The sequence below is a fragment of the Nocardioides sp. genome, assembly GCF_036401255.1.
In the GTDB taxonomy this organism is placed as follows: domain Bacteria; phylum Actinomycetota; class Actinomycetes; order Propionibacteriales; family Nocardioidaceae; genus Nocardioides.
The window spans coordinates 1-19,048 of the sequence record NZ_DASWVI010000216.1; the positions used below are offsets into that span (position 1 = coordinate 1).

The 19,048-nt window shown below is 70.3% G+C and carries 18 protein-coding genes; 11 read left to right on the plus strand and 7 right to left on the minus strand.

The features are described from left to right. The 3 genes from VGD85_RS10020 to VGD85_RS10030 form a co-directional block, all read left to right on the plus strand. The coding region (locus VGD85_RS10020) for a heavy-metal-associated domain-containing protein (RefSeq protein WP_331063308.1) at nt 1–565 on the plus strand (565 nt) is incomplete at its 5' end. A 128-nt stretch (nt 566–693) separates the two neighbouring features. Continuing rightward, on the plus strand, nt 694–1,068 hold the full coding sequence (locus VGD85_RS10025) for a four-helix bundle copper-binding protein (RefSeq protein ID WP_331063309.1): 375 nt from the start codon (nt 694–696) through the stop codon (nt 1,066–1,068). Between the two features lie 130 nt (nt 1,069–1,198). Beyond that, nucleotides 1,199–1,915 carry a cytochrome c biogenesis CcdA family protein gene (locus VGD85_RS10030; RefSeq protein WP_331063310.1) on the plus strand — a complete coding sequence of 239 codons (717 nt, stop codon included), beginning with the start codon at nt 1,199–1,201 and terminating at the stop codon, nt 1,913–1,915. Nucleotides 1,916–1,991: 76 nt separating this feature from the next. On the opposite strand, the gene VGD85_RS10035 is transcribed toward VGD85_RS10030, so the two are convergent. After that, a complete protein-coding gene (locus VGD85_RS10035) occupies nt 1,992–2,438 on the minus strand; it encodes a heavy metal-associated domain-containing protein (RefSeq protein WP_331063311.1) in 447 nt (148 codons plus the stop codon). A gap of 93 nt (nt 2,439–2,531) precedes the next feature. After that, nucleotides 2,532–2,822, minus strand: coding sequence for a hypothetical protein (locus tag VGD85_RS10040; protein WP_331063312.1), 291 nt, complete (start codon nt 2,820–2,822; stop codon nt 2,532–2,534). A 591-nt stretch (nt 2,823–3,413) separates the two neighbouring features. Here VGD85_RS10040 and VGD85_RS10045 point away from each other — a divergent pair. Both VGD85_RS10045 and VGD85_RS10050 read left to right on the plus strand, forming a co-directional pair. Continuing rightward, nucleotides 3,414–4,634, plus strand: a complete 1,221-nt coding sequence (locus tag VGD85_RS10045; RefSeq protein ID WP_331063313.1) for an MFS transporter — start codon at nt 3,414–3,416, stop codon at nt 4,632–4,634. Nucleotides 4,635–5,077: 443 nt separating this feature from the next. Beyond that, a complete protein-coding gene (locus VGD85_RS10050; protein ID WP_331063323.1) occupies nt 5,078–5,572 on the plus strand; it encodes a heavy metal-responsive transcriptional regulator in 495 nt (164 codons plus the stop codon). A 171-nt stretch (nt 5,573–5,743) separates the two neighbouring features. Here VGD85_RS10050 and VGD85_RS10055 read toward each other — a convergent pair whose 3' ends face one another. After that, nucleotides 5,744–6,241: a hypothetical protein gene (locus VGD85_RS10055; protein WP_331063314.1), complete on the minus strand. Its 498-nt coding sequence runs from the start codon at nt 6,239–6,241 to the stop codon at nt 5,744–5,746. 1 nt (nt 6,242) lies between these two features. Between VGD85_RS10055 and VGD85_RS10060 the strand changes: the two genes are divergently transcribed. The 3 genes from VGD85_RS10060 (at nt 6,243) to VGD85_RS10070 (ending at nt 9,534) form a co-directional block, all read left to right on the plus strand. After that, the gene (locus VGD85_RS10060) at nt 6,243–6,878 is read left to right on the plus strand and encodes a cation diffusion facilitator family transporter (protein ID WP_331063315.1); all 636 of its coding nucleotides are present in this window, start codon (nt 6,243–6,245) and stop codon (nt 6,876–6,878) included. Nucleotides 6,879–7,744: 866 nt separating this feature from the next. Next, the gene (locus VGD85_RS10065; RefSeq protein ID WP_331063316.1) at nt 7,745–8,380 is read left to right on the plus strand and encodes a hypothetical protein; all 636 of its coding nucleotides are present in this window, start codon (nt 7,745–7,747) and stop codon (nt 8,378–8,380) included. Next, complete coding sequence (locus tag VGD85_RS10070) at nt 8,377–9,534, plus strand: hypothetical protein (RefSeq protein WP_331063317.1); 1,158 nt, start codon at nt 8,377–8,379, stop codon at nt 9,532–9,534. Before VGD85_RS10065 ends, VGD85_RS10070 begins: the two co-directional genes overlap by 4 nt. Nucleotides 9,535–9,808: 274 nt before the next feature. Here the strand turns inward: VGD85_RS10070 and VGD85_RS10075 are convergent, their stop codons facing one another. Beyond that, a complete protein-coding gene (locus tag VGD85_RS10075) occupies nt 9,809–10,825 on the minus strand; it encodes a tyrosine-type recombinase/integrase (RefSeq protein WP_331063318.1) in 1,017 nt (338 codons plus the stop codon). A gap of 460 nt (nt 10,826–11,285) precedes the next feature. On the opposite strand from VGD85_RS10075, the gene VGD85_RS10080 reads away from it, so the two are divergent. Beyond that, nucleotides 11,286–11,999 carry a hypothetical protein gene (locus tag VGD85_RS10080; protein WP_331063319.1) on the plus strand — a complete coding sequence of 238 codons (714 nt, stop codon included), beginning with the start codon at nt 11,286–11,288 and terminating at the stop codon, nt 11,997–11,999. A 4-nt stretch (nt 12,000–12,003) separates the two neighbouring features. Here the strand turns inward: VGD85_RS10080 and VGD85_RS10085 are convergent, their stop codons facing one another. From VGD85_RS10085 to VGD85_RS10095, 3 genes are all read right to left on the minus strand, one after another. Then, nucleotides 12,004–13,254, minus strand: coding sequence for an ATP-binding protein (locus VGD85_RS10085; protein ID WP_331063320.1), 1,251 nt, complete (start codon nt 13,252–13,254; stop codon nt 12,004–12,006). 938 nt (nt 13,255–14,192) lie between these two features. Continuing rightward, nucleotides 14,193–15,986: a relaxase/mobilization nuclease domain-containing protein gene (locus VGD85_RS10090; RefSeq protein ID WP_331063321.1), complete on the minus strand. Its 1,794-nt coding sequence runs from the start codon at nt 15,984–15,986 to the stop codon at nt 14,193–14,195. Nucleotides 15,987–15,993: 7 nt separating this feature from the next. Beyond that, nucleotides 15,994–16,389: a plasmid mobilization protein gene (locus VGD85_RS10095; RefSeq protein ID WP_414690792.1), complete on the minus strand. Its 396-nt coding sequence runs from the start codon at nt 16,387–16,389 to the stop codon at nt 15,994–15,996. Between the two features lie 210 nt (nt 16,390–16,599). Between VGD85_RS10095 and VGD85_RS10100 the strand changes: the two genes are divergently transcribed. Together VGD85_RS10100 and VGD85_RS10105 are read left to right on the plus strand one after the other, a co-directional pair. Further along, the gene (locus tag VGD85_RS10100; protein ID WP_414690792.1) at nt 16,600–16,995 is read left to right on the plus strand and encodes a plasmid mobilization protein; all 396 of its coding nucleotides are present in this window, start codon (nt 16,600–16,602) and stop codon (nt 16,993–16,995) included. Nucleotides 16,996–17,002: 7 nt separating this feature from the next. Then, nucleotides 17,003–18,796, plus strand: coding sequence for a relaxase/mobilization nuclease domain-containing protein (locus tag VGD85_RS10105; protein WP_331063321.1), 1,794 nt, complete (start codon nt 17,003–17,005; stop codon nt 18,794–18,796). Nucleotides 18,797–19,048: the final 252 nt, after the last annotated feature.

Genomic DNA, 19,048 nt, shown 5'->3' on the forward strand with positions numbered 1-19,048 from the left:
CGACGGCATCAACGACGCGCCCGCACTCGTCCAGTCCAACGTCGGCATCGCGCTCGGCGCGGGCACCGACGTGGCGATGGAGTCGGCCGGCGTGGTGCTCGTCAGCGACAAGCTGGACAAGGTGGTGGGCGCGATCCTGCTGGGCCGCGCCTCGCACCGGAAGATGCAGCAGAACATCGCCATCGCGGTGGCCTTCAACGCGCTCGGGATCGGGCTGGCAGCGGCGGGGCTGGTCACCATGTGGGTTGCCATCGGGATCATCACGGCGTCCGTCGCCGCGGTGCTCCTCTCCACCCTGTCGCTGCTGCGGCTGGACCTGGGAGCGGCGGAGACGGAGGATGCGGCAGCCGCCGCGGACCGGGGCGTCGTGCAGACCGTGATCCCCGCGCGACGCATGCACTGCGACGCCTGCGCGCGGCGTATCCGCCTCAAGCTGGGGAAGGTCGAAGGCGTCCGCACGGTCGATGCCGATGCCGTGCGGAAGGAGGTACTCGTCGCCTACGAGCCGGCACGCGTCACCGAGGACCGGTTGCGCGACGAGCTCGAGGCGATGGGCTTCCGGTGAGAGGAAGGGGCCGTCCCGCGGGGCGCCGCGCGTCTCACGGACGCATGAGGCACCCCGGGCGCCGGGCGGTGATGGCGTCCGTGTCGGGACCATGCGGCGCCGCCATCATGCTCGTGAGGAGGTGCGATATGGGAACGCAGACGCAACCGACGACCGATCAGCAGCAGATGATGGAAAAGTGTATTCGGCGCTGCCAGGAGTGCCTGCAGCTCTGCCAGCAGTGCGCGGCCGAGTGTATCAGCGGGGGCGGCGACCAGACGATGCGAGACTGCGCGAAGCTCTGCCTCGAGTGCGCCGACGTGTGCGCGACGTCGGCCACCCTGATGAGCCGCGGCTCGCCGCACCACGCGGCGCAGTGTCGGGTGTGCGCGGACATCTGCGAGGCGTGCGCCGCGGCCTGCGAGAAGGCGTACGCGGAGGGCTGCGCCATCGACGACATCATGCGCCGGTGCGCCGAGGCGTGCCGCCGGTGCGCCGAGAGCTGCCGCCAGATGGCGGCCTGACAGGCGACGTCCGTCCGGGCCGTCGGCCAATCCGGCGGACGGCCCACCGGCGCCCTGTCGCCCCCGCGTCACGATCCACCCACCGCGACCCCGCGAGTCCGCCCCACCAGTACCCACCACTACCTACCACGTGAATCCCGCCGACTTCATCGAGCGCCTCTCAGGCTCCGTCGCCCAGTACCCGGTCGTCGCCCTCCTCGTGGCGGTCGCCGGGGGCCTCTTCTCGACCAGCACCTGCCCCTGCACGCTGCCCGCGGGCATCGGGATCGTGGGGTACGTCGGCACCCACGCGCATGCGGGCGGTCCGGCGGGACGCTGGTCGGGCGGCCGCGCCCTCTCGTTGGCGTTCTTCCTCGGGCTGGTGCTGAGCATCACCGCACTCGGGATCGGCGCCGCGATGGTGGGCCGGCTGCTGACGCAGTGGGGCCCGGCGTTCGCCGTGGGCGCCGCGGTGCTCACGGCCGCGGCCGGCGCCGCCACGCTCCTCGCGCCGGCGCTCCGGCGCCGGCTACCCGATCCCGAGATCCGGAAGCGCGGCGGGATCACGGGCGCTTTCGTCTACGGGGTGCTCTACAGCGTGGCGACGGTGACGACGTCAGCCGGCCCGCTGCTGCTCCTCCTGACGGTCGCGGCGGCGATAGGACGGCCCGCCTACGGCGCGGGGCTGTCCTTCGCGTACAGCCTGGGGCGCGGGCTCCCGTTCCTGGCCCTCGGGCTCTTCGCCGGCCGACTCGGCGCGTGGCTCCGGCGCGTCGAGCGCGCACGGCGTCCCGCCGAGGTGGTGAGCGGGGTCGCGCTGCTCGGCCTGGCCGTCTACTTCGTGCGTCTGGCGACGGTCCTCGCCTGACGACAAGGGGTCGTGCGCGACGGTGGTCGTGCGCGACGGGCGGCCGCCGCCATGCCGGCCGCCCATCTCGCGTCCGCTACGCCGGCTTGCCCGCCGGCTTGCCCGCCGGGGCAACCATGGCGCGGTAGCCGAGCCGCTCGAGGACGGCGACGAGCTTCGGCACCGAGGTCCGCATCGGATCGTACAGGACGATAGCCTCGCCGCGCTTGACACTCACCTGCGCGCGGACGACGCCAGCGGTGCGCGTAAGCATCGCGGTGACCGTGCGCTCGCAACTCGTGCAGTACATCCCCTGCACGCGTAGCACGACGCGGCTCGTATCCACCCCCGGCACTGCGCTCGGCACTGCGCTCGGCACTGCGCTCGCGGCCGTGCGAGCGCCGACGACGCCCACGGGTTGGGGGGCGACAGCGTAGTCCGGCGCGGCCGCGAACACGGCGGCGAGCGCGGCCGCGAACACGGCGGCGAGCGCGCTCGAGAGCGCGACGGTGCGGGCGAGCGGGGCGAGCGGGGCGGTAGGCATGCAACGCACTCCTCGGGTCGGGAACCTGAACCGGCGAACCATTCAACATACGCCCTCTGGTCGAGTAGAGGGTCAAGGGCGGACCTGCACCGATCACGGTCCTGCAGGGGTCGGCACCGGACACGCACGGGGACCCGCAGGAGACCCGCGCCAGACCAGGCGCAGCCCGAACCGGGCCATCAGCAGCGGGTCGCGGGGGAGCCGGAGCGGCGAGAGCACGTCCGCGGCGAGCGGCAGCCACCGCTCGGCGAACGGGGCGATCAGGCGGCGCCACGCACGGGCGTCGGCGCCGGAGGTAGCGCCAGTCTCGTCCGGGGAGTGTTCGAGCACGGCCGCCGTGCCGTCGTCGAGCGGGTGGGCCAACGGCGCGTCGGGTGCACCCACTCGAGACCGAACGCCTCGAGCGGGACCGTGCAGCGGAAGGGCGAGGAGAGCGCGACCGGGTGCACGGCCGAGCAGACGTCGTGTACGAAGTCCAGCAGCGTGAGCGCGGCGGGGGATCCCCCCGCCGACGACCGGCATGCCCTCGCGCAGGAGGACCGTCCGGCCGGCGCGCGGAGTGTCCACGCTCGGAGGTGTCGGGGCACCGCCCTGCACCGCGATTGCTCACCAGTGTCCGTCTCACAGGTCACCGGGGAACCAAGGAACGCGAAGGAACCGGAAACGATGCACCTGCTACTCGACTAGAGAGTCAAGCGCCGCGAATCGAGGCGCTCGTCCTGCAACTGCCCGTCCTGCAGTGCTTGACTCTCTAGTCGCGTAGAGGGGTCACGTTTCGCGGATGCCAATTCAACAGCCCCACTCCAGGCCGGTGCGTGCGGACGCGCGCCGTGACCGGCGCCATGCGGCAACGGCGAGTGCGGACCCATACCCTCCAGGCCGCCTATGACCCGACGGCGCAACAGCGCAGACGCGGACGCGTCGACCCGCGACTGTGAACGTGAGCGCGAGCGGCTCCTTCGCACACTGGCCGCGGTGACGTTCCTCGTATTCTTTCAGGCGTACATGGTCGCCCCGCTCATCCCGCGCCTGGCGACGGTGTTCGCGGCGCCGCCGACGAGCGTGGGCCTGGCGGTGCCGGCCTACTTGATCCCGTACGGGTGCGCGACCCTCGTCTACGGGATCCTCTCCGACCGCGTCGGTCGCGCGCGCGTCATGCTGGCGTCGCTCGCGGCGTTCCTGCTGTTCGTCCCGCTCACCGCCACGGCGGGCTCCGTCCGCGAGCTCATCGCCTGGCGCGTGGCGGCCGGCCTGGGTGCCAGCGGCATCGTACCCATCGCGCTCGCCCTCGTCGGTGACCTCTACCCGTACGAGCAACGCGGACGGCCACTGGGGTGGCTGTTCGGCGCGATGGCTGGCGGCATGGCGGTCGGGGCGCCCCTGGGCGCGCTGCTCGAGCCGGCTGTCGGATGGCGAGGTGTGTTTCTCATGGTGGGGGTCCTCACCGTGCCCGTGGCCGTGGTCCTCCTTCGGCTACTGCGACGCCGTGATCGAGCAGGCGCGGGCGCCGCTGGGGCAGCCCACCAGGCTCCCCCTCGTGCCACCGCGGGGACGCCGAGCGCCCCCCGCCCACTCACCGCGACCCTGCGGGAGCTCGGTCGGACGTATGGCCTGCTGCTCGCACCGGGCCGTGGGCTGGGCACCTATGCCTTCGTCTTCCTGAACGGCGTCTTCCACTCGGGTGTCTTCACGTGGCTGGGCCTGTACCTCTCACAGCGCTATGGTCTCGCCGAGGTCGGCATCGGACTCGCCCTGCTGGGCTACGGCGTGCCCGGCCTTCTTCTCGGGCCCGTGATCGGGCGGGCAGCAGACCGTTGGGGCCGCCGCTGGCTCATCCCGGCCGGGATCGGGCTCGCGGCGACCGCGGCACTCGTTCTCACTCCTGACCTCCCGCTCGCGCTCGCGACGGTCGCCATCGTCGTACTCTCCCTCGGCTACGACATGACGCAGCCGCTCCTCGCCGGCATCGTCACGAGGCTCGGGACGGCGCTCGGCGGAGGACGAGGCGGGCAGGCGATGGGGCTCAACGTGTTCCTCCTCTTCACCGGCTCGGGCCTCGGGAGCCTCATCTTCGGCTCCGTGGTCGCCGCGTCCGGGCTTGCGAGCGCACTCCTCGCCTTCGGCGCGGTCCAACTCGTCGCCGGACTGCTCGCCGTCCCACTGTTCCGCGATGAGCAGCGGCAGCACGCGGCGTGAGCGTGGCTGCGGGATCCAGCGCGACAGTAGCCCGGATCGGGGACCTCGCAGCGCGAGTTCCGATGGGCGCCGGACGGGACCGGCTCGCCCAGAGCGACCGGCTCGCCCATCGGGCGTGATCGAAGGCCGAGGTCGCGCGCGGCCGCCTCCTCGCCCTTGACGCTCTACTCGGGTATAGACTGTAGTCTAAGAGCGCCGCTGCGAGGGGAAGACGCGCTGTGAGCCCGGCCGGCGCTACGGGATCAGGGCGCAGCCGACCATCGTGGCGAATGGCCAGATCGTCTGCGAGGGGAAGCCGACGCCGGAGCGAGTCCGGACGCTGCTCGCGGTGTAGTTGCGGTGTAGTAGGGGGTAGCACAGGACGCGGCGGCCGCACGCCTGACCGAGCGCGTGCGGTTGTCGCTGCATCCGAATGGGATCGGACGAGGATACGGGGAGTGACCATGGCAGACACGACGGTACCTGTCCGCGCGCGCGGCCTGCTGGCAGGGGACGTGGCGAAGGCGCTCGGCGTCGGCGTGCAGACCCTGCACTACTACGAGCGTGAGGGGCTGATCCCGCCGCCGCCCAGATCCGAGAGCGGTTACCGGCTGTACACGCCGGAGCTCGTCGACCGCGTGCGGTTCATCCGGAAGGCGCAGGCGCTCGGTCTCCCGCTCGACGAGGTGCGCCGCATCCTGCGTCTCGCCGAGGAGGGATCGAGCCCCTGCGGCCGTGTGCAGACGGCACTGGCGGCGAAGCTCGCCGACGTGGACCGGCGCCTTGCCGAGCTGCAGACGTTCCGCGATGAACTCGCGACGCTCGTCGCACGGAGTTCGGATCTCGCAGCGCAGGGCGACGGCGCCCAGGTGTGCGCCATCGTGGAGGACGCACCGGCCTTCGCGGCCGACACGGAACCGGTGGTCCGACTTCGGCGTCGACCACCAGGGCGGCCCTGATGCGAGCGCGTCAGCGAACCGTACGAGCGCGAGGCGACCTGGCGTCGACCGCGTGCGCGTGCGGGCGCGGTCCCCGCCGCCTGCCGCTAACGGGCACATCCGACGCGCCGGCGCGGAGGTGCCGAGCGCGAGGACTGCGGCCAGGTGCAGTGCGGGCGCGCCGATGGACCGTCAGCGGCTCTGCCGGACGTGCCGCTCGAGGTCCCGGACCACGGCCGCCGCATCGGGGCCGACCCGGCGCAGCGTCGCGGACGTGAGGCTCCGCTGGCCCGAGAGCCCGACGTAGTAGAGTCCCCGGACGGTCGTGCTGACGCCGAGCCGCTGGCGCGGCCGTCCCGCCGCATCCACGGCCGCGGTGCCGTGCAGGAACTCGACGCCAGGGCGGAATCCGGTGGCGAAGATCACGCTGTCCGCCGCAACGGGGGTCCCATCGGCCGCGAGCACCCCCTCGGGCGCGAACGCCGTGAACATTGGCATCGGCGCTGGCCGCCCGGCCGCGAGCGCAGCGGCATAGCGGCCGGTGTCGAGCACCGTGGCGGCCGGCTCCCCCTCGCGCCACCGTCCGCTGGGGAAAGAGTCGATGCCGAGGAGACGGAACCAGAAGTGGATGTCGCGCCCCGCGATGATCTGGGGCACGAAGCGGACGGGCAGCCGGAGACGGCTGGCCATCGTGCTCACCCTGGTCGCCACCTACATGGTCGCCGAGGTGGTCGGCGGCCTTCTCAGCAACTCGCTGGCACTGCTTGCGGACGCGGGTCACATGCTTTCCGACGCCGGGGCGCTCGCGCTGTCCCTCTTCGCGATGTGGATCGCCGAGCGGCCTCCCACGCCGAAGCACTCATACGGCTACTACCGCACCGAGATCCTCGCCGCGCTCGTGAACGGGGCGACGCTCGTCGCGATCTCGATCTTCATCTTCGTCGAAGCGTGGGAGCGGCTCCGCGAGCCGCCGGACGTGCACGGCGCGCTGATGATGGGTATCGCCGCGGGCGGGCTCGTCGTGAACCTACTCGGACTCTGGCTGCTGAACGCCGGTCGTAGCGAGAGCCTCAACGTGCGCGGGGCATGGCTGCACGTGCTCAGCGACGCATTGGACAGCGTCGGCGCGATCCTCGGCGGGTTTCTCATCTGGACCTTCGGTTGGGCCTGCGAGACCGCCGAAGGGGTTAGCGCGCTCCGGCGCAAGCCACGCGCGACGAAGAACGCGACGAAGAACGCCATGATCGGATGCAGCATTGGTCCGATGGTTCGGCAGTACGCAGGGAGGGTTGGCAGAATGGCTATTGCACCGGTTGACAGCTACTAAACGTTGCCAGCGGCTCCCCGAGCTAAACCTGGGCGTATCAATAAGTTACCTTGACTCCTGCGCTTCGCGCCAAGTCCGCTTTGTGTCATGCTTGTGGCCATTTGCCGCTGGCGGACTGGTTGTTGAGGCTATCGACAACGAGCTGCCTCCTCGCGAACCGGGCCTTCTGAGCCGAGCAGTACCTTCGACCGCGACATTCGCCAGCAGTTTGATTGGCGACCGCCGTGGCAATCGGGACGGGACGGCGGCGCGTGGGCGAGAAGACCGTCGCGCTGCGCTGTCCGTCCGCGTAGCTAATCCCTACCCCCGGTGTATGGGGACTGAATCGACTCCGCGCACTAACGGGTAGCTGGTGGTCGCGAGCTAGTTCCAGGAGGTGTCGCCGTACTGGCCTCGCTGAGCAAGTTGCGCTAGCTTGGCGTCGCGCAAAGTTCGCAGCCCCTAGCGGCGCGGTTGACGCTACCTCCACCCGCAGGAGGGTTATCACGATGAAGCGGACTCAACCGGTCCCGTACTCTGCTGATGTGCGGCCAGGGGATACCGCGCGAGCGATGACTACGATCACGCCGTTGCTCGTCCCGAATGAACGGGAGCCGGTAGCGGTCGAGTTCGCTGGGCACTGTCCCCGCTGCGGTGACCCGTTCTCCGCGCGTGAGTGGCTAGTCACCGTCGCCGGTGGAATTAGGTTGAATGACCTGCAACGCGAGGCGCTGGTGCGGTCGATGCGCGAGGCGGGCATTGATTTCGCCAGCGGAGACCTGAGCTTCGATCTGACCTGCGACTGTGATGGCGCCCACCCGAATCGGCCGAAGGACACGCGTGGCTGTGGATCGCGCTTCCGCGTCCGAGTGACCTGGCCTTGAGCCATGCCCGCTCGGCTGCAACCACCGGTCGGCCAACCGACGCCGTCTAGCCTCGCAGACAGCCGCGATTGGGCGGCACTGGTTGCGAGCCAGCTTGAGACAGTCCGGGCGAGTGCCACCAACTGGCGAAACGGGCTTGCCGCCACAATCGGACTGATCACCGTCGTATTGGCCGTCCGCAAACCGGAGGATGCGGACAGCCTTGCGCAATGGTTCGGCCACACGGTTGGCGCCCTGTTGCTCCTGGCCCTCGCCTGCTCCATCGTCGGCGCCTTCGCTGCGCTCGCCGCTGCGTACGGCACGCCTGCCGAGATGACACGCGAGCAGTTTCGCGACGCCGGAGGCATCACCGGTGTCCAGCTGGCGCTGGCGCGCACGGCCGTGAAATGGCTGGGCGTGGCCAGGATTGCGACGGCAGTGAGCCTCGCGTTGCTTATGCTCACCGTCGGCCTCACTTGGTTCGCACCGCGCGGCCAAGCGGTGCTACTCGAGGTCGAGCTACAGTCCGGGCCGAGCGTCTGTGGAACGCTAACGACATCGAGCGGTGGGTACGTCGACATCAGAGCGGCGACTGCGCCGACGATGCGACTGCGCTTGAGCGACGTGCGCGGGATGCGGCCGGTCACGTCCTGTCCATGAGCGACGACTCGCCGCTCAGCGAACTGCCGCTTGATGGACTCGTCGCCGGCATCCTGAAACGGATCCGGCTCAGCCCGCCAGAGATGGATGCCCGGCTGCGCCCGCCGCAACTCCGCGTCACGCAGGGGCCGGACGGAGTCAACAGCTACTGCGTGCGTGCCGGCGGCCAGACGCTTCTCCTGGTGGGACGGCAGCAGTTCGCCCTCCTTGAGCACTATGCACGCGTGGCAGCGACCTACTTCCTCCCCACACACGAAGCTGGGGCCCGTCCATCGGCGAACTGGGAAGCCGCGCGCGCGGCGCTAGCCACGACGGTGGATTGGTTGGCGACTCCGGTGGCGGAGCCGCGATTCCCGTCCTTCGTAATGACGCCGAGGCAAACGGAGGTCGCGCATGCCATGGCGATGTACGCGTTCCGCTTCGTTCTCTGCCACGAGCTCGCGCACGTCGCCCTCGAGCACGTGGAGGATGGTCCGCATGACGCGATCGAACGCCAGGGAGCGCTCCATGAACGGCTCAAGGCGGCTCAAGAGCGGGAGCTCGTTGCCGACCAGATCGGGATGAAGCTCCACGTTGGTTCCCTGCTGCCCGCGCTCCGCGATGAGGCTGCGTTCGCGAGCTGCATGTACGCGCTCCACGCGCTCGCGCTACTCGACTTGCGGCTGATGGTTCTGGCGCAGCTCGTCGACCACGAGGCATGGAGCATCGAGCTGACGCATCCGCCCACGCTATCCCGCCACGCGACCCTAGCACACGCAGGCGGTGGACTCAATCGGGTCTTGACGCAGGGACTTCTCGTACTCCACAGAGATCTTGAGTGTATGGACGCCGAACTGCGCGAGATGGTTATGGCGCAGCAAGCGGAGGTCGCTGGTGACGCCTCGGCACTGATCGCGGCAGAGGCCGCAGCCGCGACGGAGCACATGGCCGGCTGCGAGTGCGTCGCGCCGACGATCGCGACAGAGTTTCAGAAGCTACTCGATCGCAGCCCCACAGGCGTGCTGCTCGCCCTCGAGAGTACGGCCGCGAGTGAATGGAACGGCCCAGGCCACTGGGCTGCCGAACGACTGGCCACTACCCTGCCGTTGGCGTTCCGAGAGTTTCTCGCGCTGGACCGTGCCGATCGGGCGCGGCACCTGACGCGCCAGAGGTAGGTGGCTGCTCGGCCGCGGCTTAGCAGACTGTCGAAGCCGGGGGACGACCACGACGCCCGGCCGCACGGTCTTGAAAACCTCATACGGGGACTGCTCCCTCGGCCAGCATTAGCCCGGAAGTGCGCGCAACGGCACTCTAAGGGGTGATATTTCGGCCACTTCGGGTGCCGTTGTCAACGGCGGTTGAAATTGGGTTCTCCCGCGGCCATGGGAGATGGGCATGCCGCTCTCATCGGCGTGCCTCGGGCTCGTCGCCGGAGGCGCTTCTGGTGCCTTATCGAGCCGATCGCCTCTGCCTGAGCTGCGCCACTGCCCCCCGCCCCGGCAGCAGCCGCTCGGCGTACCGTGCCGGCATCGTCGCCGTCTTCCACCGCCCCGCCTGCATCACCGCCGGCAGGTCCAGTCCGAGCGCTACCAGATCCTGCGCCGTACCTACCCGACACGAGTGACCGCTGACGTCAGTCGGGTCGAGTCGCGCCCGGACAGCGAGCTTCCGGAAGATCCGCGCGACCATGTCCGGGTGGAGCCGGCGGCCCACGCGGTCGTGCCGGCTCACCGACCGGAAGAGGGCGCCGTCGGCGATCCCGGCCCGGCGGCACCAGGCCTCGAGTGCCCCGAAGGCCTCCGGGCACAGGTAGGCGACGCTCCCCCGCCCTTCCTGGTCGGTCTTGGACCGGCGGATGATCGCGGTCCCGCTCCCGTCGGGAGCGCGCTCAATGTCCCCCACCTCCAGCGCGACGAGCTCCGAAGATCGGGCCAAGAGATCGCTCGCCACCAGGAGGAGCGCCCGGTCGCGGAGCTCGATGAGACGCTCTCCGGGGAGGCTCCCCACGATCCGCTGCACGTGCCGCTCGCCGAGAGGTGCCGCCTGGCGCTGCCTGGTGCCCCGGGCGCGTGCCATGCGCCGGACGGCGAGCCGGACGACCTGGTCGCGCGTCGGATCGTCGAGCCCTGCGGCCCGGTGGAGGAAGGCGACGCTCGCCAGGTAGCGCCTAACCGTGGCCGGGGAGCGCTCGTCCGCCATGGCATCGACGAACCGTGCGACGTCGGCGGAGGCGGCCGGAAGGGGCGGCGCCCTCCCCTCGTCCTCGCACCAGCGCTGCCACACCCGGAGATCGGACTGGATAGCCCGGACGGTGTTCGGGGCGTATGCGCCGGCGGCCTGGCGAGCGTAGGCATCCAGCCGCTCGGCGAGCGCGAGGTCGGCGAGGGTGAGATCGGCTGGCCGCTCGTGGTGCGGGGTATCGTCGATAGCGGAGACCATCTCCGGAGCCGCGGTCGGCCGTTCCACGGCCCTTAGTCCTGATGCGACGGGCGGGCGAGGCGTCACGGATGGATCGGACAGGTGGGATGTGCCATGACCGGACATGCCTGGTACGGTACGCCTCCGCCCACGCGAGCGCAAGGTGCGGATAAGTGTAATTATCCGACCCCAGAGTTGACAGACGCGGTGTTTAGCCGCTAAACAGAAGACGACGACGTCAACCGCCCGGGTGAGAATGCCAGAAGGCTATCGCAGCGAGACTTACGACCCGCACCCCGATCGGGAGCGCGGGACAACGGTGCACTCGAAGATGCACTCGAAGGTGCATTCGAAGGTGCGCTCGGGCCGCCCGCCCACCGGCGGTCCGCTCATGAGTGGTGCTCCTCCGAGTGGTGCTCCTCCTCGAAAGTCCCGGACGGCCGGGCGGCCACCGACACCGGCACGGCGGGCGCACTTGATCGACCGCGCCGTCGAGTGGGCCCGGCGCATGGACCGCGGAGAGTCCCAGGCCGACATCCGGAGATCCATCCCGGCACGGAGTCGGCCGAGCCGCGGCTACATCTCCATCGTCGCCCGGCTCGGGCACGCCCTCAAGGACCTCCCGCCGCTCGAGTTCGAGCTGTACCGCTCCCCGCGCGTCACCCTCCGTCTTGCCCAGGCGATCGTCCGCACCGACGCCGGTACCCTCGCCATACGCCAGCGGCTCCGGCAGGCGATCACTGCCCTACCTCATCCCGCCGACCGTAAGCGCGGCCGGCGCGCCCGCACCGGAACGCGCGCCGCGGCGGCCGGTGGTACCGGTGGTGTCCCGGGAGACGCGCCCGGCTTCCACAGGCGGAGAACCACGGACCCGGACGTCTTCGCGTGGCGGTGGGACGTCGCGAGGGCCGAGCACGACACGACAGGCTATGTCGAGGAGTACGTTGCTTTCCTCGAGCGGCTACACCGGGAGATGACCCGCCGCACGCGCGCCGCAGTCGCCCGACGCGCGGCGCCCCCGATTGCCATCGCTGGGCAGTCGCTCGCCAGCCTCTCGGCCTCGGTCGCTGCATACCGGCAGGCGCAGCTCGCCGCCGGGGGCGGCGCGCTCTCCGCCCGGGCGCTCCCGGCCGCCGACCAGCGCGCCCTCGATCTGCTCCAGCGGCTCCACCGGGCCCTGCAGGAAGCAACCCGGCCGGAGCCTACGCGACCGATCCGGTGACCGCTCAGGGGCCGAGCGCGCCGATTGGGACTACCGCCACTCCGTCGGGCCGCTGGTATCCATACCCCGTGGCCACGATCACCCCGAGCGCTGCCGGCGGCCCACACTTCCCGGTGTCCACCCGCTCCGAGAACCGGAGCAGCGTCGCGGCCGCGTTATCGACCTGGCCCTGTCCGAGCTTCACCTCGAACGCCGCCCAGCGCCCGTCGGCCGCCTCCACGACCGCGTCGACCTCGAGACCGGTGTTGTCCCGGTACTGCAGGACCGTGGCATCGGCCGCCTGGGAGTAGATTCGCAGGTCGCGGACGACGAGCGACTCGAAGAGAAACCCGAGGAGGTTCAGGTCCTGAAGCAGGCGCTCCGGTGTCGCCCGAAGGGCGGCTGCGGCGAGGGAAGGGTCGACGAAGTGCCGCTTCGGCGCGCTTCGCACGCGTGAGCGCGAGCGGAGATGCGGCGCCCAGGCCGGCTGGTCCTCAACGATCATCAGGCGATCGAGTGCCGCGAGATAGTCCATCACGGTGTCCCGGGCTAGCGGGCCGTCCGCTCCACCCGCATCCGCACTGAGCGTGGTGATGCTCACCTCCGTTGCCACATGTCGGGCGAGTGCTCGCAGGAGGCGGCCGACCTTCTCAGGGTCCCGCGCCCGCTCGTCCACCCGCGTCACATCGACGCGTCGGATCTCGTCGAGGTAGTCCCGTGCGGCCTGCATGGACTGTGGCACGGAGCGGGTCAGGTTGCCTGGCCAGCCGCCAACGACCACCAGTTCGGCCAGGTCGGGCACGGTGAGCCCCGTGTCCATGCTCCTCGGTGGCGTCCCGGCGAGGAGGTCGCGCAATGAGACCGCCCCTGTCGCGCGCCCCGTCTCGAAGAGCGACATGGGTCGCATGCGCAGGCGCGTGAGCCGCGCGGCCCCCGTATGCCGGGTGATGTCGTCGGCGGGGACGGCGGAGCCGGTGAGGATGAACTGCCCCGGCCGTCCCCGATCATCCACCGCCCGCCGGATGTGGTTCCAGATGGACGGCGCGATCTGCCACTCGTCGATGAGCCGCGGTGCGGGTCCATCCAGGACCAGGCGAGGGTCGACCTCGATCGCGCGCCGCGCGTTCTCGTCGACGTCGAGGAGGACCTCGCTGGCGGCGAGTTGACGAGCCGTCGCTGTCTTGCCGCAGCCCTTGGGCCCCTCGATGACGACCGCTCCCGTCGACGCGAGGCGCGTGACGAGCTCCTGATCAGCAACCCGCGGTCGGTACGGCATCCGTATACCTGGCGCCTGGTGATCGAGAAAGACCTAGTGACTCCGGACACGACAGACGAGGCCGCAGAACTGACTGGGGATTGTAGTCGATAATTCGCAAGGTGTATAGTCGACAGAGCGCAATGACGGCAATCGACATATTACAACGCCTGTATTCGACAGTATGCAACGATGTGGTGCGAAGTACCTGTTCGTACCCGAGGCAACGAAACCGGCTGCGGAGCCGGTTCGGTCAGTTGCTCGATGCTGAAGCTGCCCTCGGGCGTGACGAGCGGATGGCGCTGCAGCCACCGGAGAGCGACTGAGGGGGCGACCGGAGGAGGGCGGCCGCACGCGACCCAGCATGCCACAATCTTTCCCTGAATCCGGGAAAGGTGAGCCTGCTTCTTTCCCGAATGGCGAGAGACCACGGATCCCGCGCCCTGTCTCCAGCGCGGTCGGCTCGGCCCAGGAGACCTGGGAGGCGCGCCCGGACCGTGCTTACCGTGGACGACTTGCTCCTGAGCGACCTGCCCCCCGGAGCAGTCGAGGCGGCCGGGGCAGTCGGGCGTGGAGGTAGTCAGGTCCGGCGCCAGCAATTCTGCATCAGTTCGCGATGCACCGCGCCCCTGGCCGAGCGTTGGGACGCAGGGGAGATCCAAGACGGAGGCAACGTGCGATCCAGCGCCCGACTACCCGCAAAACCATCAGCAAGGCGGCCACGGCTAGCCAGAGCAGCACCACGGTCCACTCCACCAGCCCATCGATCAGGCGGAGCACAAGGCGCACGAACATCATCCCGAAGATGGTCTGCAACATTGATCGCCAGCCTCCAACCAGAGCCTTCAACCAGAACGCGTGACTCCTCTGCCCTTCTCTCCCCTTCCCTGCCGAGCCCGGCTGAGCCCGGCTGAGCCGAGCCGCCGGGCGCCGTCAGGCCGATCCCCGGAGCGCTGTAGTCACCGCTCATGCTCCGTTCCACCCAGGATCGCCTCCCGGACTCTGTCCCTGATCGCTCGCTTCAACGCAAGCCCAGGGCTGCTGATCGCCTCCACCGCCCGCGCGACCTGGCGGAGCTCGCGCGGCGTGATCTGCGCCATGATCCGGTGGACGGCAGCACCGGCGAGCCTGGCCCGGACGTGCCGCGCGCGCGGCGAGTCGTCGGCACCGTCACGCGTTGCCGCCGGCGATAGCCCCTGAGCCTTGTCCCGCTCCCCTCGCACGGCCTCGCGGACCACGTCCCCGATCACGATTTCCCGCGGTGTGAGGGTCCCCCGCAGCAGCACCCACTCTCTCTCGGAAAGGCGGCCCACCGCTCGCGCCAGGTGAGCCGCAAGCCGGCCGCGTAGCGGAAGCTGCTCGGCCACCGCCCGCAAATGGTCGTGCCGTGCCAGCGCCCTCGCCAGTCCGGCCTTCGCACCCTCCAGCTCGCGGTCGCTGGGCACCGCCCGTTCCGCCGCGATCATCCGCGCCGCGCGGTCGGCGGCGTGCCCGGTCGCCTGACGCGCGGCCAGGTCATCCCGATTCCTACTGAGACCGAGCCGCACGAGCATTCCCGGCTGCTGCTCGGTCGCCCTGAGCGATCCGAATCGTTGGGGACTCTCCCGCAGCTGCCCGATAGCTCTCTCAGCGCCTTCCCGTGTGACCGCCTCGACGAACGACGTGCGCGCTGCCGACGGGTCGCGGTAGATGCCTCGCAGGCTCTGGGCGAAGGCGTCCCGCGCGGCATCGCGGTCCCCCAAGGTGGCGCCGTGCGCGCGTACGCGGGCCTCCGCCCGGTCCAGTGCCGTGCCCGCGGCCGACAGCGCGTGCTCGATCCGGGTGGCGCGCTCGAACTGGCGAATCCGGGTGGCGACATACCGGACGCGCACGGGTACACCCTCGCGATCCGGTGCGCCGATCTCCCCCGCCCCAGCCCGCCCGCGCGCCCGTCGTTCTTCCTGGGCCCGGTTGGGCTCGGACGCCTGATGGCGCTCGCCGTAGCGTACGCCGTACCGCGCCTCGAGCTGGCAGAGCGACAGATCACGGTGCACGCGGGACGCCTTCACCTCCCGCTGGCCGTCGGTGATCACGAGCCCCTGACCCTTCCGCTCCAGCCGCAGCCCTCGCTCGGCGAGCGCGGTCTCCAGTGCGTCCCACGAGGCCGCGGCCCAGAATCGGGGGGCGTCCGCCCGCACCCGCTCCACGAAGATGGGCTCCGCGCTACGACCCCTCTCCCGCCGTTCAGGGTTCGTCAACGGGGCCCGGTCGGGCGGCTCCCTACCCTCTACCTGGTACAGCCGGCCGGCTACCTCCCGGAATCCGAGCGCCTTCTCCTGCTCTCGGAGGGACTGCTCGGTCCGCGCCTTCTCCTGCCACCGATCCCACGCCTTCCCGGTCTCGGGGTGGATGCGATTGACCAGGATGTGTACGTGCTGGTGGGCCCGGTCCCGGTGCGCGACGATCAGCGCCTGATGGCCTCCGAGCCCCAGATCCTCGAGCATCCGGTCGGCTACCTGGCGCATCTGAGAGCGGGTCGGTCGGTCCTTGAGGTCGAAGCTGATGGCCACGTGGTAGACCGGCTGGGCCACCCGTTCGTCCCGCCGTCCCGCCGCCGTATGGTGCATGATCTCGGCGGCCAGCTCCGGACGGTCGGTCGGGATATTCCGCCCCTCGCTCCACGCGACGCGATCGGATCCCCTGCCCGTCCGCCCGGTCGCCAGGTACGAGGCGAGCGCTCGAAAGCTCCGACCACTGCTCGAAACGGCGATCATCGGGACATCACGCAGAGGTCGCTTTCGCCTCAGGCCGGCGGGGTGTTGTTCCCACGCCGGCCTTGCCTCCGCCACCTACGCCGACGACGCGCGCGAGAACCTCCATCAACTCCTCGCGCAGAACGTCGAACTCGGCCTCGGAGGGGAGATCGCCGTTCTCGTTCGCGATGCGGGCAAGCCGGTTCAGGTCGTTCCCGATCCGATTGATCGCAACGACGAGCTCGCGCGTCGCACCATTCGGTCGGGCCCGTGGCACGGTCCCGAGCACCGTCTCGCGGATGTAGCAGTTCGCCCGCACCCCGCACTCGCGGGCGCGCTGCTCGACCGTCGCCCACTCCTCGGGCGAGAACAGCACGTGCTTGCGGCGGGTGCGCTTCTGCCCGGCTGGTAGGGCTGGCCGCATGACTGGTGACCTCCTACTCGTCCATCGATACGTCCTTCTACGCGTTCTCCCGTTCGTCCCTTGAGCGCCGTAGGCGCGAATGGGCAAGCGGTCCGGCCGACCCCGCGGGGTCGGCCGGACCGCTTGCCCATTCGCGCCTACGGCGCTCAAGGGACGAACGGGAGAACGCGTAGAAGGACGTATCGATGGACGAGTAGGAGGTCACCAGTCATGCGGCCAGCCCTACCAGCCGGGCAGAAGCGCACCCGCCGCAAGCACGTGCTGTTCTCGCCCGAGGAGTGGGCGACGGTCGAGCAGCGCGCCCGCGAGTGCGGGGTGCGGGCGAACTGCTACATCCGCGAGACGGTGCTCGGGACCGTGCCACGGGCCCGACCGAATGGTGCGACGCGCGAGCTCGTCGTTGCGATCAATCGGATCGGGAACGACCTGAACCGGCTTGCCCGCATCGCGAACGAGAACGGCGATCTCCCCTCCGAGGCCGAGTTCGACGTTCTGCGCGAGGAGTTGATGGAGGTTCTCGCGCGCGTCGTCGGCGTAGGTGGCGGAGGCAAGGCCGGCGTGGGAACAACACCCCGCCGGCCTGAGGCGAAAGCGACCTCTGCGTGATGTCCCGATGATCGCCGTTTCGAGCAGTGGTCGGAGCTTTCGAGCGCTCGCCTCGTACCTGGCGACCGGGCGGACGGGCAGGGGATCCGATCGCGTCGCGTGGAGCGAGGGGCGGAATATCCCGACCGACCGTCCGGAGCTGGCCGCCGAGATCATGCACCATACGGCGGCGGGACGGCGGGACGAACGGGTGGCCCAGCCGGTCTACCACGTGGCCATCAGCTTCGACCTCAAGGACCGACCGACCCGCTCTCAGATGCGCCAGGTAGCCGACCGGATGCTCGAGGATCTGGGGCTCGGAGGCCATCAGGCGCTGATCGTCGCGCACCGGGACCGGGCCCACCAGCACGTACACATCCTGGTCAATCGCATCCACCCCGAGACCGGGAAGGCGTGGGATCGGTGGCAGGAGAAGGCGCGGACCGAGCAGTCCCTCCGAGAGCAGGAGAAGGCGCTCGGATTCCGGGAGGTAGCCGGCCGGCTGTACCAGGTAGAGGGTAGGGAGCCGCCCGACCGGGCCCCGTTGACGAACCCTGAACGGCGGGAGAGGGGTCGTAGCGCGGAGCCCATCTTCGTGGAGCGGGTGCGGGCGGACGCCCCCCGATTCTGGGCCGCGGCCTCGTGGGACGCACTGGAGACCGCGCTCGCCGAGCGAGGGCTGCGGCTGGAGCGGAAGGGTCAGGGGCTCGTGATCACCGACGGCCAGCGGGAGGTGAAGGCGTCCCGCGTGCACCGTGATCTGTCGCTCTGCCAGCTCGAGGCGCGGTACGGCGTACGCTACGGCGAGCGCCATCAGGCGTCCGAGCCCAACCGGGCCCAGGAAGAACGACGGGCGCGCGGGCGGGCTGGGGCGGGGGAGATCGGCGCACCGGATCGCGAGGGTGTACCCGTGCGCGTCCGGTATGTCGCCACCCGGATTCGCCAGTTCGAGCGCGCCACCCGGATCGAGCACGCGCTGTCGGCCGCGGGCACGGCACTGGACCGGGCGGAGGCCCGCGTACGCGCGCACGGCGCCACCTTGGGGGACCGCGATGCCGCGCGGGACGCCTTCGCCCAGAGCCTGCGAGGCATCTACCGCGACCCGTCGGCAGCGCGCACGTCGTTCGTCGAGGCGGTCACACGGGAAGGCGCTGAGAGAGCTATCGGGCAGCTGCGGGAGAGTCCCCAACGATTCGGATCGCTCAGGGCGACCGAGCAGCAGCCGGGAATGCTCGTGCGGCTCGGTCTCAGTAGGAATCGGGATGACCTGGCCGCGCGTCAGGCGACCGGGCACGCCGCCGACCGCGCGGCGCGGATGATCGCGGCGGAACGGGCGGTGCCCAGCGACCGCGAGCTGGAGGGTGCGAAGGCCGGACTGGCGAGGGCGCTGGCACGGCACGACCATTTGCGGGCGGTGGCCGAGCAGCTTCCGCTACGCGGCCGGCTTGCGGCTCACCTGGCGCGAGCGGTGGGCCGCCTTTCCGAGAGAGAGTGGGTGCTGCTGCGGGGGACCCTCACACCGCGGGAAATCGTGATCGGGGACGTGGTCCGCGAGGCCGTGCGAGGGGAGCGGGACAAGGCTCAGGGGCTATCGCCGGCGGCAACGCGTGACGGTGCCGACGACTCGCCGCGCGCGCGGCACGTCCGGGCCAGGCTCGCCGGTGCTGCCGTCCACCGGATCATGGCGCAGATCACGCCGCGCGAGCTCCGCCAGGTCGCGCGGGCGGTGGAGGCGATCAGCAGCCCTGGGCTTGCGTTGAAGCGAGCGATCAGGGACAGAGTCCGGGAGGCGATCCTGGGTGGAACGGAGCATGAGCGGTGACTACAGCGCTCCGGGGATCGGCCTGACGGCGCCCGGCGGCTCGGCTCAGCCGGGCTCAGCCGGGCTCGGCAGGGAAGGGGAGAGAAGGGCAGAGGAGTCACGCGTTCTGGTTGAAGGCTCTGGTTGGAGGCTGGCGATCAATGTTGCAGACCATCTTCGGGATGATGTTCGTGCGCCTTGTGCTCCGCCTGATCGATGGGCTGGTGGAGTGGACCGTGGTGCTGCTCTGGCTAGCCGTGGCCGCCTTGCTGA

Bases quoted from the DNA above. Each gene is read 5' to 3' on its own strand.
- VGD85_RS10025 (WP_331063309.1), top strand. From the start codon at position 694: ATGGGAACGCAGACGCAACCGACGACCGATCAGCAGCAGATGATGGAA.
- VGD85_RS10035 (WP_331063311.1), bottom strand. From the start codon at position 2,438: ATGCCTACCGCCCCGCTCGCCCCGCTCGCCCGCACCGTCGCGCTCTCG.
- VGD85_RS10050 (WP_331063323.1), top strand. From the start codon at position 5,078: ATGGCAGACACGACGGTACCTGTCCGCGCGCGCGGCCTGCTGGCAGGG.
- VGD85_RS10055 (WP_331063314.1), bottom strand. From the start codon at position 6,241: ATGGCCAGCCGTCTCCGGCTGCCCGTCCGCTTCGTGCCCCAGATCATC.
- VGD85_RS10065 (WP_331063316.1), top strand. From the start codon at position 7,745: ATGCCCGCTCGGCTGCAACCACCGGTCGGCCAACCGACGCCGTCTAGC.
- VGD85_RS10070 (WP_331063317.1), top strand. From the start codon at position 8,377: ATGAGCGACGACTCGCCGCTCAGCGAACTGCCGCTTGATGGACTCGTC.
- VGD85_RS10080 (WP_331063319.1), top strand. From the start codon at position 11,286: ATGGACCGCGGAGAGTCCCAGGCCGACATCCGGAGATCCATCCCGGCA.
- VGD85_RS10085 (WP_331063320.1), bottom strand. From the start codon at position 13,254: ATGCCGTACCGACCGCGGGTTGCTGATCAGGAGCTCGTCACGCGCCTC.
- VGD85_RS10090 (WP_331063321.1), bottom strand. From the start codon at position 15,986: ATGATCGCCGTTTCGAGCAGTGGTCGGAGCTTTCGAGCGCTCGCCTCG.
- VGD85_RS10095 (WP_414690792.1), bottom strand. From the start codon at position 16,389: ATGCGGCCAGCCCTACCAGCCGGGCAGAAGCGCACCCGCCGCAAGCAC.
- VGD85_RS10100 (WP_414690792.1), top strand. From the start codon at position 16,600: ATGCGGCCAGCCCTACCAGCCGGGCAGAAGCGCACCCGCCGCAAGCAC.
- VGD85_RS10105 (WP_331063321.1), top strand. From the start codon at position 17,003: ATGATCGCCGTTTCGAGCAGTGGTCGGAGCTTTCGAGCGCTCGCCTCG.